We start from the raw sequence: 15,164 nt of genomic DNA, 5'->3' as shown, positions 1-15,164 counted from the left end.
CAACTTTTTTCATACCTTTCGAGTTCCATAAAAACAAAAAAATTTGAAAACCCAGTATAAAGATCCTTACTTGTTGTCATTAAAGCAATTAGTGCGGTGGGATAATGATAAATATGACAAATCTGTTGCGCTCAGTCGACAACAGCCATAAGGGGCTGCAATTGCTATTAGGCGATTTTTACCAAGATTTCAGTGATGCAGGGATTGATATTGAGATGCTGCATAAACAAAACCGTTTTGAAGCACTCAGATGTTATTCAAAAAGGCTAAAGACCATTCTCGTCTTGTTATGTGATGATGACTTACCACCAAAATTGGCAAAGCTTGAACACTTAAACAAACACCATTTCCCTGCTCCTAATGAATTGATCGAGGACGTTAAAACCGAGCTTAACAACGTAAACAAACAAATTAGCCAGCTGTTAAAAATCGAAAATTCAATCGATAGCCGCACAGGTAGTGAATCGTAGGGGTGGCTCATGAGTAATAAGCAAATAGAACATCACCTCAAAAAGGCGCTTGTTTCGAACAACGAAGCTTCGAAGGTAACAGCAGACGATACAATCGTGCTAGCAAGTGCAATGACCAGTGTACACAAAACCTTGCTGGTTATCTTTTTGCTTTCCATGGTGGCTATCGCCGTGGCATCTCAGGCTCGTATCGACATTGTGGTGTCGGTGCGCGGTGAGCTATTGCTCGAATCTGACATCGAAAAAGTGCAACACCTTGAAGGCGGTATTCTAGAAGAAATGCTAGTGCGCAAAGGCGAAGTGGTTTACGAAGGTCAGCCTATTGCACGCCTTCGCTCTCTGGATAGAAACACTCAACTCGATACGGTAAACACAGAGATCATTCAGCTAGAGCTAGACAAGATTCGTTACGAAAGCCTGCGCGATATGGTGGAACCCGATTTTTCTGCCTACATCGAAAAGTACCCAGAATTAGTGCAAGTCAACATGAATACCTGGCAGCAAGAATTTTCTAAAAACCGTTCCAATGAAGAGTTGATCACTCACGATATCCAACATAAGAATTCGCTTATTGATTCAATGCTCAAGCGCCGTAAAAGCTCCGAGAACCAGCTCTCCTTGATACGCAAGCAGCTCAATATTAAGAACACCTTGTACAAAGAGGAAATGGCGTCTTACGTCGATGTTCTGAATATGCAGGTTCAAGAGTCAAACATGGTGCGTGAGATTGAAAACCTTGATGAGTCGGTCATGAATGAGCGCTTCCAACTCGACAAACTAGAGAAGCAGTACCGAGACTTGGTGGAGAATCGTAATGCCGAGTATCAAGCGCAAATCATTCAAGCAAACAAGGACTTAAAGTTGAAACGTATATTGCGTCCTCAACACTCAGATAAAGTGGATCGCCTCGTGGTTTACGCCCCTATTGACGGTGTAGTAGATAAAGTGCACTTCAACTTCCGCTCCGCTGTGATACCGCCAGGTGAAAGCATCGCGGACATTGCACCGATCAATAACGCCCTTCATGGAGAGGCGAAGATCCCGCGTAAAGACATGGGTTTTGTAGAAATCGGACAAGCGGTCAAAGTGAAGATGGATACCTACAACTTTGCCAAATACGGATTTTTGGAAGGTCGAATTGCATCGATCAGCCGTTCTTCTTATGAAGAAGAAGACGCTGAATTCTACCTCGCGGAAATCCAAATCAGTCAAAACTATCTAGAGCGCGGAGGCACACAATACAAGCTATCCCCTTATATGGAGTTTACCGCAGACGTGAAAACAGGTTCACGCCGGGTGATCGAATACGCAGCGAAGCCGGTTATGTCGGCTATCGAAGACGCATTCGATGAGAGGTGATGGATGAGTAGCAAACCTTCTTACAATATTTCCGTTCCTGTTATGCGCCTAAGCATTGCTTTCAGCTTGATGCTGGCTGCCCTCGCCTTTTATTTGTATATCTCTTGGGAAAAAGTGGATTCAGTCGAGAAAGTGCAAAACGCGCCTCTTTTGGTTCAAGCTCAACAGCTCAACCAAACTATCGAGTTTGATATTCAAACGCTTCAACGCTGTTTAAGCGCACGTTATTGCAGTACAACAGAGCTTGATTTTGAGGTTCTGAAAGACGAAATTGACCAATTTAAGTCGCTCGCGTCACTCAACAAAACCGAGTTTAGCTTGGTGGGCGCGACCGAATACACGCAGCTTGAACTGGCAATCAATCGCTTCTCAGACAGCCAAAAAACACGCGACGATGTGTTGGCACTGTACCTCTCGCTCACCAATAACTACCTACAAATGGACGACAACTACCGGACCATATTTAACAACCATGCGAGCGACCTAATGATGGAGAAAAACGAGTTCTTCATTTGGTTGTTTGTGGTCGTTGTCGTACTGGTTGGTATCGCAGTGCTATCGAACTTGGTGGCAATCCTTAAACTGAAAAAATCCAGCTCGAATGAGCGTGACATTGACCAAGAATTCGATGAGCTTTATCAAGAGCTCAAACAACTGGATTTACAAAGGTTGGAAGAATTGCTGAATGAAGTGAGCATCAATCCGAAGCAGCGTCAGATCTACTCTCACCTAAAACTGATTTTCAGCAAACTCGAAGAACAAAAACGCAATAACGATCTCTACAAGCAGCTCTATGCTCTGATTGGTTACGAGATTCGTGGCATCACCAACACCATTAACGGCGGCGTGCAATATCTCGTTCAAGAGACCGATGAGAGCGGAGTGTTGATGGCGCAAGATATAACCTCGGCTGCCAATACCCTGTCTGAATTGGCAGAGAACTACAACCGACTCATTTCACAAGGGACCGAGAGCAAATCGAAAGAGTTTTCACTGCTGAATGTACTGTCTGAATTGATGATTCACATCAGTTCAAAAGTGCAGCGAAATGAAGGTGAGCTAGACTGCTTTATCTCAGATAACTTACCAAACCGTGTTGAAGGACAATCCACCAGCTTATTCTGGGTGTTGTTCCTTCAGCTATCAAATGCCATCCAACTCAAAGCCGACAAGAAACTGTTTGTCACCATTGAATCAGGTGCGGCGTCAGACATTGAAAATACCCGCCTGACCATCAATCTAAACTTCTTAACCACGCTGGATGTGCCGCTTGCCAAGCTCAATACCCTACACTGGAGCGACCATAAACAGCACACTGCAACCAAAGACGATTTGGCGAAAAGCGTGTTGAAAGATTATGGCTATTACGAGAGCCATTGGTATCAATCGGGCAATCAGGAACGTTTTCAAATTCAGCTCGATTTGAAAGCCAAAAGCTTCCACACCGAGAAAACTCGCTTCGACAATAAGCGCCTATTACTGTGTGCCAACTCTCAGCTGCACATTGATGTGATGAGCAAAATGTTAGTCAACTTGGGCTTAGAGATTACGCCAATTCGAACGCCGAACGAACTCTTCTCTGCGGCAAAAACCTTTGGCGAATACGATGCCATCATGCTGACCGACACGTTCGAGCCAAACAAGCTGCCCTCACTGAGCAAAACGGTGAAATCGCAACTGCGCAATCACCCGAACACCAAGTTGCTGCTCTCGGTCACTAGCACTCAGCAAGCGCAAGAGAGCCATACCTTTGTCGACAAGATTCTGAACTCCCCTGCGATTCCGTATGAGTTTATCCCCAATCTTTTAGCAATCATGGAAGCGGAAGCCTCAGAAGATCAGATGGAGAACAGCTCATTCCTGATTGTGGAAGATGACCGTGTTCAACAGATTCTACTCAAACGTATTTTGAGCAAGCAAGAATACGAAGCCGACACCGTTGGCGATGGCGCAGACGCTGTTCAGCACTTCATGAATCAGCGCTCGGACATCATTTTTATGGACTGCATCATGCCTGGCATGGGCGGTATTGAAGCAACCAAACGCATTCGACAATACGAACAAGAGAGCGGACAAAACCCTTGCACCATCATAGGCGCGACAGCATTGACCAGCAGTAATGAACACCAAGCTTGTATCGAAGCTGGAATGGATTACGTGATCAGCAAACCTTATAAAAACGACGAAATCATCAAGGTGATCAACAAGTATGTGGCGGTACAGAAACTTAACTAGCTGCGTATTGGCAGCGCTTACATTGAGCAATGCTCCTTCGGCAATGGCGACCACCTTGCTTGAGGCGGTCAAACTCGGCTTGGAAAACAATTTATCTCTGCGCGCTAGTGACAAAGGCGTGGAAGAAAACGAATACAACATCGACATTAGCCGTTCTAAGTTCCTGCCTTCTTTAAACGGTGCCGCTGATACAACATGGAATGAAAACGAGACCATATTAACGGGAACACCAGATAAACGTTCAAGCTACAACTCAAATAGCTACAGCGTGTCTTTATCGCAATCGGTGTTTAACCTTGGCGACATCTTCAAATACGGCACCGCGAAGCTGGATTTCAACATTGAGGAAATCAAACACGAGAACAAAATCCAGAGCACCATTTCTGAAATCGCGACGCAATATTTCGAATACCTCAAAAACAACGCGCAAATCAAAGCCACCCAAGTAGAACTTAAATCGTCTGAAACACGTGAGCGCCAAATGCGTCGCAACGTGGAACTTGGCAACACTGCGGCGAGCGAGTTGTATGAGGTAATCGCCCAGAAAGAAGGCATTGCCAATCGCTTAAGAACCTTAGAGAAAGACCGGCGCGTAATTTTGAACGGTTTAGAGATTCAAGTTCAATACCCAGTCACCCCATCACAAGACATCTACGAAAGTGTTCCCTTGGAGGAAATCAGCGAATCCGAACAACGTGAGATTCTTGAACAAGCTTTGAAGCTCAATAACGACTTATTGGTTGCGAAGAAAACCGTCGAGCGCAGCCGAAGAGGCTTGAAAGAAAGCGGTTCAAACTTTGTGCCGACCGTATCGCTCTCTGCCAGTTACCGTTACGACGATGCGAACAACTATGACCGAACCGACCCAACCGCAACAGGGGACAGTAACTCGACGAGCGTCGGGTTGAACTTGAATGTGCCAATTTTCTCCGGCGGTTCGGATTACTACGGTTATCAAAAATCGTCGACTGCCATCGAGCGAACCGAGCTGCTGTACCAAGATTCATTGTTCGCGACGCGCAATAGCGTTAACACCTCAGTACTCAACATTAACGACTTCTCCCGAGCTATTAGCAGTTACGAGAACATCATCCGTGCCAACTACGCTTCCTACAAAGGCATTCAACGCGCCTATCAGCTTGGTACGCGAACCATTACCGACTTACTGGCAGCGGAAAGTAAACTGTTTAGCGCGCTACGTGATTACGAGAGCGCGCGTTATGACTACATCATTGAATCGATCAATCTTGAGCAAATCAAAGGCATGCTGTCGGTGCAATCCATCGAAAGCATCATGCAGTTGATGGGCGATATCGAAGGCAGAAGCAATCAAGACTTAGTTCCAAAACACCTTCTCTCTAAACCATCGATTAAGAAAGGAGGTAGCAATGCAAACTGAGCATTTTTCCCAGAAGATTAACTTTGCTGACAAGTGTTACCTGACTTTCTCCACGGTGATCTCAACACTGTTTGGTTTAGTGCTGCCCTTTTCGATTCTGATTATCTTTGACCGAGTTTTACCTAACCAAGCCAAAGACACGCTGTTTCTTCTGTTTGCCATTATCTTGATCACCATCTTCCTCGACTATCACTTAAAGAATCAGGAAGAGAAGATTTCGTCGGTGATCATGAAGCAATTCGAAACCAACTTAACCAACAAGGTGTTTCAATCCATCTGTTTGGCTGAGATATCGAAGTTTCGTCGCCTAGAACCCGGTGAATACTTAGAGCGTATTGCCACCATTCCCGAGATTAAATCCTTCTTTGGCGGAGAATCTGTACGGGCATTGATCAACCTTGCCGTCAGCATACTGACCATTCTGATTATCGGTGTGATCAACATTTGGGCGGGAGTGACCATCTTGCTCGCCTCCATCATTTTGGCGGTGTTCGCACTGAGCCTATCTAAGCAGAAAATCAACAGCTTAGAAAACAAATCCGACATCGAAGGCTTAACTACTTCTAAAATCATCGAGATCATCTCTAGCCCACTCGATATCAAAGCGCGCAATATGGAATATCGCGTTGAGAGCTTGATGACACAAATGGTGGAAGAACGTGAAGTCGAGAACATCAAATACGAGCAAATTGAATCAAACTTCAACCTTATCTTGTCGCTCATACAACAGCTCTCCATCGCTTGTGTGGTGGTGGTTTTGGCAACGGCAGTTATCAACATGCAATCGAGCCAAGGCATCATGGCTGCCATCATCATGCTTACCAACCGCTACTTCGCGCCATACCAGCAAGTAATGCGCACGGTGAGTCGATGGGAGTTGAACAAGCTTCATATTCAACGTATCGCCGAGCTGCTTGAGCTTGCTGCATCTATAGAACAACAAAACGACACGACAGAAGTCGAGCGCATCTCGGTGAAGTATTCGGAAAAACAACGCATTGAGTTTGAACGCGGTCAGGCTTACTTGCTGACGGGAAAAAGCGGCGCAGGTAAAACCCACCTCGCCAATTGCATTACGCGGCAAAACACCGACAGCAAGCTCGATATCCAAATCAACGAGACACCGCTCGATGACGTCAACTACAACGTCTGGCGTAATAGCGTGCTCATGGTCGACAAAACCAGTTCGTTCGTCGAAGGCACCATCATCGACAACTTGACTTGTTTCCGCCCGAGCTTAAATAACACGGCATTTGCGCTTTGCGAAACCATGAACATCAAGGCACAAATCGATGCCCTTCCCACTGGTTTTTACACCGAGCTTAAAGGACATTTACGCAACCCATTCTCGCGCCAAGTCGCTTATGCCTTGTTGTTAGTGCGTGCCTTACTCGCGAACAAACGTGTGTTGATCTTCGACGACATCGACTGTGTTTATGATGACGACTTTGCTCGATTGGTTTTGACCAGCACCGCCTATCGCGCCAACGACAAAATCCTCATCATCGTCAGCAACAAGATGGACAAACTCAATCATCGCCTCAAACGCGTCAAACTTACCGGAGGTGACCAATGAGTATTTTGGTTGATTTTAATAATGTCCCTCAGCGCTTGTTGGACTTTGAGGCTCGCAGTTATGACGAGCGATACAATGAGTCACCTTTGATTCGTGGTTTAGCTTACACCCTCATAGCGCTTGAATGGGAAGGCACACCTTCTATCCTCAGCGACGCTTTTATCCCTAAACCAAAAGACAGCGACAGTTTTATCGCTACGATTGAACGCCTTGGTTACCGTTGTGACGTCACCAAACTAAAAACGTTGGAGCACATCGAGGGGCATCCTCATCCTTGTTTTATCGAGATAGAAAACCTCACTGCGATTTTCTTGGGCACTAAAGACGGCAAACTGATCCTGTTTGATTACACAAATAACAACACCATTGAATACCCGCTCTGCAAGAAGCCGTGCTTGTTGGTCTCGATCAGCGAATACTCCCGCTTATTCCGAGAACCTCCACCTGAATCTCAAGACCGCAGTAACTGGATTAAATACGCGTTTTATCGCTACAACAATGAACTCAAAAGCCTGATTATTCTCAGCTTCGTGGTCAGCATTCTCGGCGCACTCCAGCCCTTTTTTATTATGAGTGTGTACAACTTCGCCTTAACCTCTAGCTCGCAAGCCACGCTTTATTGGCTCACGTTATTTGCTGTGATTGTTGGGTTCTCGGAATACTTTTTCAAGAAAATGCGGGTCAACATCATCGCCACATCAGGAAAGGATTTGGCGGTGCATATTTCTCAAAACGTAATATCCAAACTGTTGTGGCTTCCTTATTCGATGACATCTACCGCTGGTGTCTCTTCTCAGTTAGCACGATTGAAGGACATCGACACTTTCCGCCGTTTGGTAACCGCAGAGTCAACATTAAGCTACTTCGACATGCCGTTTGTTATCGTATTCATTATTGCCATTGCTCTTATGTCTGGTACCGCAGCGCTAGTCGTTATGGCGGGGTTGATTCTAATGTTGGTGTTCTGTGTTTATTCTCGTTACATCTACTCGCAAGCCACGTCCAAGAGCTCTCGCGCCAACGCCATGGTTTCTTACCAATGGAATGAGATTCTTCGTGGTATAAAAACCATCCAAGGCTTGCCATTATTGCGTGTTATCCAGTCCCGCTTTAGCGCATCGCATTTACAAAGCACCAACGATGCAGAACATGTTTCAGTGACTAATAGCAGGGTTCAGGCAGCAGGCGGGAGTTTGATTCAGGTTATTGGTACCGCAAGTATCGTCGCGGCCGTTATCGGCGTGATGGACGGCACCTCCGATGCAGGTGCAATGCTTGCTACCGTAATTTTAGTCTGGAAGGCGTTGGGGCCTATTATGGGCATCTACAACTCTATTTCTAAGTTCCAATCCATTAAGGCGTCTTCTGCGCAAATCAACAACCTTATGGCGATGAATGACGATAAGCTAACGTTAGAGAAAAGCCCCCCTATTCGCCTATTTCAAGGTAGTATCGTCGGCTCTGGTGTGAGCCATCGTTATAGTGGTGCGGCAACAGGCTTAACTAATCTTGGTTTTAAAATTCCACCGGGCGCAAAAGTTGTGATTTGTGGACCAACAGGTTGCGGTAAAACGACGCTCATTTCTATTATCGCTGGGCTAGAGGAACGCTATCAAGGCTCAGTTTCGGTGGACGGTTATAACATCAAACAATTCAACAGTTACCGCTATCGAACCTCGATTAACTACATCCCGTTTAACCTGCATATTTTTGAAGGCTCCTTGGAGACTAACTTCATCTTGCATAATGGGTTAATCCCAACAGAAAAAATGCGTGAAATGGTGAGTTTCTTTGAGCTCGATACATGGTTGCCACAAGGCCTGGACACTCAATTGAGCGTTGATATCTGTAAAAGTTTACCAAATGGTATTCAACAAAGACTGCGGCTCGCATTAGGGCTAGGTAACTGCGAACAATCTTTGATTATCATTGACGAGCCATTTAATGGTGCTGAGCAAGAAAACTCGCACTACTTCAAGCGGTTATTCAGCGACAAACTACTCAATAAGACCGTTATTTTCTCAACGAATGATCCGGGCATGATCTCTACATCCAACATGAGCTTAGTCTTGGAGCCAGATGGCAACCTGAAATATTTCGGGTTAACCGATAAGTACTTAAAAAGTCTAAGTTAAGTTCGGAATGTGGTGTGGTTCATCATTCATACTTGAGCACGGTCATTGACAAAAATGTAAACGATGAGACTATTTACTCTGTAAGCGCGTACACTAAGGAATCCGATGTATACATTTGTTGCAGACAAATTGGATGTGGTTTATTTATCAACAATACCAGAAAACTACCAGTTACAAGACTTCGATGTGCCTGAAGAAGAACTCGAAATTCGTGAAATTGTAGAGGTATGGTATGAGTGTGCGTTTCTTCCTGACTTTAACCTTCAACACATCGACATCGAAAACAAAACCGCATTAGTCGAGACACAAGCGCAAGTCGTAAACAACTACACAAGTACGCTCGCTTTTTTACTCAAAAGTCGTACTTATCGCGCAGCACTTAACCGATTATTGAGTGTATGGAGATTGGAGGCAGCAGCTAAAGCACAGCTTGAGCTGCTGTTACTTACGGAAGAACAGAGTAGCAAGCCAGTAAATTAATCGGCTAGGATAAGGGGCCAAAAACCTTAAACCCAACCATCGAATCGGAGACGTTTCTGCACGCGTTCAACCGCCTCTATCTGCATCTGACGAACACGCTCGTTAGACACGTTTAACAACAGGCCTATTTCCGACAAGGTTTTCACTCTCTGGTCAAATAATCCGAATCGATGGATCAAGACTTTCTGCAACTTAGTTGGCAAAGTTTTAATAATATTTTCAATGGCTTTAGTAAAGCACTGGTTTTCACAGTCTTGTTGTGGATCTGGCGTGTACTCACTTTCACACAGTTCAAGAACAAATGGAACACGATGTAGGTCCGCAGTGGTCGATACATCAATAAAACCACTTAGAGCAACAAGTTCATCTATACGTTCTGCTTTCACCCCTGAGCAGCGTGAGAGTTCAGAAATAGACAACTCCTTGCTCTCACTTTTTGACGCATCTAGCTTTTTTAAAGCCAGGCTATTTATCTCTTTGCACACATGAGCAGGTAAACGTACCGTGCGGCCATTGTTCATTAATGCCGCTTCTATATTCTCGCGAATCCACCATACCGCATAAGTAGAAAAACGGTAGCCTGGCTCAGGATCGAACTTATCGACCGCTTTTATCAAACCAATGTTACCTTCTTCTATTAAATCGAGCAGAGTAAAGTTATTACCTGGCCGTTTGAGGTAACCTTTTGCGATTTTCACAACAAGTCGAAGATTAGACTCAATCAACATTTCGCGCGCTTCTTCATCACCAGCTCGATTAAGTTTGGCGTAATGCAACTCCTCTTCACGAGACAACAAATCAATCCCCACAATATCTTTGAGATAGTGAGCATAAGGGTCTTTCCCAACTGACAACGATTCTTTCATTGACAGTTCATCCGTGACAGCTCGGAACCTAGCAAAGCATTCGTTGTTCATTCCCCGTCCTTCTCAAGCCAACTTATTTCTTATCTTCTTTAATTGTTTTTGTACAACACTGTATGCATCATGCTTTATATGCATTACTTTACACTGAGTGTAGACAGGGGTTCTGATCTTTACCAAGAAATCACTTATCACTTTAAAACAATTACTGCTTCTATGATAAAAACGTGAGCAGGCGGGGGTTTATATATATGAAAGTGATAGTATTTGTACGCAAATTGGCCTCAAAGAAAACAACGCAACGTGATCGTCAACGCTTACCACGTTACTCTGACTAAACCTTTGAGGCTTGAGGATGCTTTGAAGTATCAGTTGAATTAGCGAGACCTAATTCACTTGACGAAGCGCAGGTTGAAGCTGACAGTCTGTTATGACTTGGAAAACTGCACGATTCTTTCCTTCATACTTACCTTGATACATCAACTCGTCAGCATCTTGCAAGCTCACGATGTGGGTAAACTCAGGATAGTAAGCACAGCCCAAACTGATACTCAAATGAATTGCTTGTCCGCCCAGTATAACAGGCTGATCGTAAACGGCTTTACAAAGCATATTGGCAAAATTGAGCGCTTCTCGCTCTGACAGAGAAGACGTAACGAGTGCGAACTCTTCTCCTCCAATTCTCGCCAATGTCATTCGGTCATCAGTCATCGACTTAGCGGCTTCTGCGATGGCAACTATTGCTCGGTCTCCAGCAAGGTGGCCATATCGATCATTGATTGATTTAAAATCATCAATATCAAACACCATCACCGTTAAGTTTCGCTTCAAATGATTCAGTAGCGCCAATTGCTCAATCAGGTGTCTACGGTTGTATAGCTTTGTGAGAGAATCCGTCAACGTCATCTCTAGCAATTGCTGATTGGCAATCGTTAACTGCCTTGTCCGAAGAGCAACCATACGTTTGAGGGCAAAAATATGATAAAGCGTTGCAACCGCCATAATGAAAATAGCAATAGGGAAAAGATAAAGTGGATAAACCGTTTTCACCACACTCCAACGGGTGAGGATCCGCTCACGATCCGTATCGATGACTTTTTCAAACGCTCTTGATACCTCTAAAATGGAAGTTGCACTGTGCATTCCTGCTGCAATCCGAAGATCTTTACTATATAAGCTAATTGTCGGGACAAACATACCCGCTCCCGGCGTGGTTGCCATATAAAAGTTAGCAACTTGCAGGTCTGCAACAAAGTACAGCACCTTTTTATCGACGGCGGCTTGTATCATCGAATCATTGTTAATGTATTCTGCGATAGGTGCATTCGGATAATTCGTCTGAACAAACTCAGACTCGTAACTTCCTTTAACAACGCCAATTGGCAGCGTCATTTCGCCAGTTAAAACACTCCTGATATCAACCGAAAGTACATCTTTATTTACGTACAGTTTGGTTTGGATAGGCATTATGACTGCGCCAAAGTCCATATACTTCGCTCTTTCGGGCGAGTAGACAAGTCCTCCGTGAAAGTCAGCCTTACCCTCTTTTACGGCTTGTAAAGAAGCATCCCAATCCAAAAGGAGAAACTGAACGTCGATTTGGTTGTTCGCCGCGTACTCTTTCCAAAAGTCGATTAAAATACCTTTAGGTTCACCATCTGGGCTAAGGTAAGAGAACGGCTTCCACGCTTTGGAGTTAGCAACAATTAAAGAATGAGACTCTGACTTGTGTGCATGCGCCATCGGACAAATGGACAGCCACAGTAGTAATAAAGAAGCACACGCTTTTTTACATTTGCAACCATAAGTACCATAACTCGTCGATGACATGCCTACTTCTCACCAGTCTTTTTAAACCATAATCTCGGCTGTTTGATTAGACTAAAGATATAGTAGAGTTGCATAAGACAGGAAGTGACGCTTATTGATATGAATCTAACTTAGTAAGTTTTAGTACTTAATTGGTACTTTCAACGCCTAGTTCGCTGAAGCAGTTGAAGCAGTTGAAGCAGTTGAAGCAGTTGAAGCAGTACATGATAAATTAGGAAAACTTATCTGGTACTAAAAAATTGAATATCATCAGTTTTGCAAACACCTAGTACCTATAAAAAAGCCCTATTCAAAATCCACCTTGGGGAGAACTTTGAATAGGACTCTTTGCCTCTATGCTTCATCTTACGGCTGAAGCTACCTTTACCTTTTTTCGCTTTAACGACTCGTGTTTGGAACAGCTGACTGGTAACAACCGCTTTTAACGCGTTGTCTTTGATTTCACCTCTGCCGAAGTCGGTCTCATGTTGTGAGCCACTCGGTTGAGGACTGATTTTACGCTTTGCCATAAATCCTCCTTAATGGTCGAACCAGATTGGACAATAATTATATAAATAAGTCAAATTTATAGATTTAGTTGAATTTTATGCTAAAAACTTCACATCACCGTCATTTATTTGAAATTTAATCAAAAACATGCTGGTTAAATAGTGACTAAATACAAATATTTGTCCATAAAGCACTAATATATGTTGACTCTTCGTGGAATTAACCTAGACTCAAACACGGCTAGAAAGAAAGTTCTTTGTTTTCACATTTCGTTGGATTACTTGTAACCCGTCGTCCTGTGGTACGCAATAGCAATTTATTTTTCCACGCTATAAGCGCCGTTGAGGCGAAAGATTACATTATTTAGATATTTAGGAAATAGACATGTCTAACACAGCTACTGGCACAGTTAAGTGGTTCAACGAAACTAAAGGCTTCGGTTTCATTCAACAAGAAAACGGTCCTGACGTATTTGCTCACTTCTCTGCAATCACTGGTGACGGCTTCCGTACTCTAGTTGAAGGCCAGAAAGTAGAATTTGTTATCTCTCAAGGTCAAAAAGGCCCTCAAGCAGAGCAAATCAAAGTACTTTAATTCTTAAAGAATTTGATACGATAGCCAGCTTTTAAAGCTGGCTATTTTTTTGCCTAAAACTTATTTTGCCAACAAAAAGATATAAATCTATGGCTCTTAAACCAACCATTTACAAATTTCGTATCGCCATTTCCGATATGAATAATGACTATTACGATTCTAAAAATCTAACTATCGCCCTCCACCCTTCTGAAAAGCCGCAACGAATGTTGGCTCGCATTCTAGCTTACTGTTTAAATGCTCAAAGCAATCTGGAGTTTACAAAAGGACTCTCTACGATTGAAGAGCCTGATTTATGGCATGTTGGCGATGATCAAAGCATTACTCACTGGATTGAAATTGGCGAACCAGAACCAGACAGAATTAAGAAAGCTTCTCGCCTCGCAAAGCATGTAAAAGTTTACACTTATAACACCAAAGCGGCTGTCTGGTGGGACAAAATGTCAGGAAAGTTCTCAATGCTTCCCGTCAACGTAGAGAGCTTTGACTATGACGCTATCGACTTGATTTGTCAGCACCTTGACCGAGGTACTAGCCTTTCTGTTATGATTACTGGTAGCTCAATTTTTGTTGATATCAATGATCAACATATCGAAGTAACGGTGAAGGAACTAAAAAACCATGACGTCTCTTAGTGAACTGAGTCAAGAGATGGGATTTGAAGAAATCCCCTTTGTTAAAGAACATAAAGCAGCAAAGCGACGTTGGTTAAAAGAACAGTCACAACTATTTACAAAAGTTTGTGAGAACAAACCCACAACAGCACCTACTCTTCACCTGCTTGGCCTTTTGACCAAATCACATATTGAAGCAAGTGCTAACTACGAGCAACATGCTCACTCTACCCAGCGTATGCAGCAAGTTCTGACTGACTCCTTGGGTAATGAGCACGCGGATAAGTTTACTAACCAATCTGCTGAAAACCTAATCTTAGTCACCCACCTTTGGTTATACACGCAAGGCTATTTAAATATGGATTTCAGCTTGGCGCACGATCATGCCGAGCAGACTCAAAATACATTGCAGCATGAGCTTGTCATAAAACGCATGGACGTTGATGCATTCAGAACCGAACTCATGCAAAGTTTTTATCAAGGTAAAGAAGCCCGTCCGGCTTCAGCAAGTGGCTTTTGGGGTTGGTTTAAACGTCTATTTTCCTCATAAAATACATGGTTTTATCCATTTCAAACAACTGATAGACTTCACGGTCAGTGCAACAAGCATCATGATTGCATTCTTAAAGGACAATTACCCAATGAACATCAAGGGATCATTATGAAGTTTATCCGTTGGATTTTAGGCAAGGTTATCTTATTGCTGAACGTGGTGTTCTCACCTCGTGGTATTAAGCGCACCGCAGAAGAACAGCAACGTATTGATAAAAAAGCGAAACAATACGCACTTTACCAATTTGAAGCCTGCCCTTTTTGCGTAAAGGTCCGCCGTGCAATGAAGCGTCAATCGGTGAACATTGAGCTACGTGATGCAAAAAATAACCCGACTCATCGAGCTGAACTAGAGCAAGGTGGTGGGCGAGTTAAAGTCCCTTGTCTGCGTATCGAAAAAGATGGCGAGACACAGTGGTTATACGAGTCATCTGACATCGTCGCTTACGTTGAAAAAGAATTTGCCTAAGTTCCCCCTATGAACATTGGCGGATGTAAAAGAGGCACCTAACGGTGCCTCTTTTCTATTTTTTCTAGCTAGATGTTGCCGTGCGAGCTTTCCTTATTC

14 protein-coding genes are annotated in these 15,164 nt (G+C 43.8%); 11 read left to right on the top strand and 3 right to left on the bottom strand.

Annotation, left to right across the window (positions count from 1 at the left end):
- Window positions 1-101 precede the first annotated feature (101 nt).
- The 7 genes from R7E78_RS16895 to R7E78_RS16865 all read left to right on the top strand — a co-directional run bounded on the left by R7E78_RS16895 (window position 102) and on the right by R7E78_RS16865 (window position 9,654).
- Complete coding sequence (locus R7E78_RS16895) at window positions 102-470, top strand: hypothetical protein (protein ID WP_031777210.1); 369 nt, start codon at window positions 102-104, stop codon at window positions 468-470.
- Between the two features lie 9 nt (window positions 471-479).
- A complete protein-coding gene (locus tag R7E78_RS16890; protein WP_033906830.1) occupies window positions 480-1,829 on the top strand; it encodes an HlyD family type I secretion periplasmic adaptor subunit in 1,350 nt (449 codons plus the stop codon).
- Window positions 1,830-1,832: 3 nt separating this feature from the next.
- Window positions 1,833-4,064, top strand: coding sequence for a response regulator (locus tag R7E78_RS16885; RefSeq protein ID WP_318058082.1), 2,232 nt, complete (start codon window positions 1,833-1,835; stop codon window positions 4,062-4,064).
- Window positions 4,039-5,463, top strand: coding sequence for a TolC family protein (locus R7E78_RS16880; RefSeq protein WP_258495341.1), 1,425 nt, complete (start codon window positions 4,039-4,041; stop codon window positions 5,461-5,463). The genes R7E78_RS16885 and R7E78_RS16880 overlap by 26 nt, the downstream gene beginning before the upstream one ends.
- A complete protein-coding gene (locus R7E78_RS16875) occupies window positions 5,453-7,039 on the top strand; it encodes an ATP-binding cassette domain-containing protein (protein WP_318058081.1) in 1,587 nt (528 codons plus the stop codon). The genes R7E78_RS16880 and R7E78_RS16875 overlap by 11 nt, the downstream gene beginning before the upstream one ends.
- Window positions 7,036-9,174, top strand: a complete 2,139-nt coding sequence (locus R7E78_RS16870) for an ATP-binding cassette domain-containing protein (protein WP_053350479.1) — start codon at window positions 7,036-7,038, stop codon at window positions 9,172-9,174. Before R7E78_RS16875 ends, R7E78_RS16870 begins: the two co-directional genes overlap by 4 nt.
- A gap of 105 nt (window positions 9,175-9,279) precedes the next feature.
- Window positions 9,280-9,654, top strand: coding sequence for a hypothetical protein (locus R7E78_RS16865; protein WP_005375619.1), 375 nt, complete (start codon window positions 9,280-9,282; stop codon window positions 9,652-9,654).
- 26 nt (window positions 9,655-9,680) lie between these two features.
- Here the strand turns inward: R7E78_RS16865 and R7E78_RS16860 are convergent, their stop codons facing one another.
- The 3 genes from R7E78_RS16860 to R7E78_RS16850 form a co-directional block, all read right to left on the bottom strand.
- The gene (locus R7E78_RS16860) at window positions 9,681-10,571 is read right to left on the bottom strand and encodes an RNA polymerase sigma factor RpoD/SigA (RefSeq protein ID WP_262662051.1); all 891 of its coding nucleotides are present in this window, start codon (window positions 10,569-10,571) and stop codon (window positions 9,681-9,683) included.
- Window positions 10,572-10,904: 333 nt separating this feature from the next.
- The gene (locus R7E78_RS16855) at window positions 10,905-12,347 is read right to left on the bottom strand and encodes a sensor domain-containing diguanylate cyclase (protein ID WP_318058080.1); all 1,443 of its coding nucleotides are present in this window, start codon (window positions 12,345-12,347) and stop codon (window positions 10,905-10,907) included.
- 272 nt (window positions 12,348-12,619) lie between these two features.
- Window positions 12,620-12,856, bottom strand: coding sequence for an alternative ribosome-rescue factor A (locus R7E78_RS16850; RefSeq protein ID WP_115386727.1), 237 nt, complete (start codon window positions 12,854-12,856; stop codon window positions 12,620-12,622).
- A 364-nt stretch (window positions 12,857-13,220) separates the two neighbouring features.
- On the opposite strand from R7E78_RS16850, the gene R7E78_RS16845 reads away from it, so the two are divergent.
- The 4 genes from R7E78_RS16845 (at window position 13,221) to R7E78_RS16830 (ending at window position 15,065) form a co-directional block, all read left to right on the top strand.
- Window positions 13,221-13,430: a cold-shock protein gene (locus tag R7E78_RS16845; protein WP_005375625.1), complete on the top strand. Its 210-nt coding sequence runs from the start codon at window positions 13,221-13,223 to the stop codon at window positions 13,428-13,430.
- 89 nt (window positions 13,431-13,519) lie between these two features.
- Window positions 13,520-14,065, top strand: a complete 546-nt coding sequence (locus tag R7E78_RS16840) for a YaeQ family protein (protein WP_005375627.1) — start codon at window positions 13,520-13,522, stop codon at window positions 14,063-14,065.
- Entirely contained in the window at window positions 14,052-14,594 is a 543-nt protein-coding gene (locus R7E78_RS16835; protein WP_115386728.1) for a hypothetical protein, read from the top strand. The genes R7E78_RS16840 and R7E78_RS16835 overlap by 14 nt, the downstream gene beginning before the upstream one ends.
- A gap of 111 nt (window positions 14,595-14,705) precedes the next feature.
- Complete coding sequence (locus R7E78_RS16830) at window positions 14,706-15,065, top strand: glutaredoxin family protein (RefSeq protein ID WP_053350481.1); 360 nt, start codon at window positions 14,706-14,708, stop codon at window positions 15,063-15,065.
- The last annotated feature ends 99 nt before the right edge of the window (window positions 15,066-15,164 follow it).

The sequence above is a fragment of the Vibrio sp. YT-19(2023) genome (assembly GCF_033337395.1).
The sequence above is the reverse complement of the archived record's forward strand: the minus strand, read 5'-3'. Positions and strand labels throughout refer to the sequence as shown.

What these genes read in the sequence shown, in the direction of transcription:
- R7E78_RS16890 (WP_033906830.1), top strand. Translation starts at nt 480, where the DNA reads ATGAGTAATAAGCAAATAGAACATCACCTCAAAAAGGCGCTTGTTTCG.
- R7E78_RS16885 (WP_318058082.1), top strand. Translation starts at nt 1,833, where the DNA reads ATGAGTAGCAAACCTTCTTACAATATTTCCGTTCCTGTTATGCGCCTA.
- R7E78_RS16880 (WP_258495341.1), top strand. Translation starts at nt 4,039, where the DNA reads ATGTGGCGGTACAGAAACTTAACTAGCTGCGTATTGGCAGCGCTTACA.
- R7E78_RS16875 (WP_318058081.1), top strand. Translation starts at nt 5,453, where the DNA reads ATGCAAACTGAGCATTTTTCCCAGAAGATTAACTTTGCTGACAAGTGT.
- R7E78_RS16870 (WP_053350479.1), top strand. Translation starts at nt 7,036, where the DNA reads ATGAGTATTTTGGTTGATTTTAATAATGTCCCTCAGCGCTTGTTGGAC.
- R7E78_RS16865 (WP_005375619.1), top strand. Translation starts at nt 9,280, where the DNA reads ATGTATACATTTGTTGCAGACAAATTGGATGTGGTTTATTTATCAACA.
- R7E78_RS16860 (WP_262662051.1), bottom strand. Translation starts at nt 10,571, where the DNA reads ATGAACAACGAATGCTTTGCTAGGTTCCGAGCTGTCACGGATGAACTG.
- R7E78_RS16855 (WP_318058080.1), bottom strand. Translation starts at nt 12,347, where the DNA reads ATGTCATCGACGAGTTATGGTACTTATGGTTGCAAATGTAAAAAAGCG.
- R7E78_RS16850 (WP_115386727.1), bottom strand. Translation starts at nt 12,856, where the DNA reads ATGGCAAAGCGTAAAATCAGTCCTCAACCGAGTGGCTCACAACATGAG.
- R7E78_RS16845 (WP_005375625.1), top strand. Translation starts at nt 13,221, where the DNA reads ATGTCTAACACAGCTACTGGCACAGTTAAGTGGTTCAACGAAACTAAA.
- R7E78_RS16840 (WP_005375627.1), top strand. Translation starts at nt 13,520, where the DNA reads ATGGCTCTTAAACCAACCATTTACAAATTTCGTATCGCCATTTCCGAT.
- R7E78_RS16835 (WP_115386728.1), top strand. Translation starts at nt 14,052, where the DNA reads ATGACGTCTCTTAGTGAACTGAGTCAAGAGATGGGATTTGAAGAAATC.
- R7E78_RS16830 (WP_053350481.1), top strand. Translation starts at nt 14,706, where the DNA reads ATGAAGTTTATCCGTTGGATTTTAGGCAAGGTTATCTTATTGCTGAAC.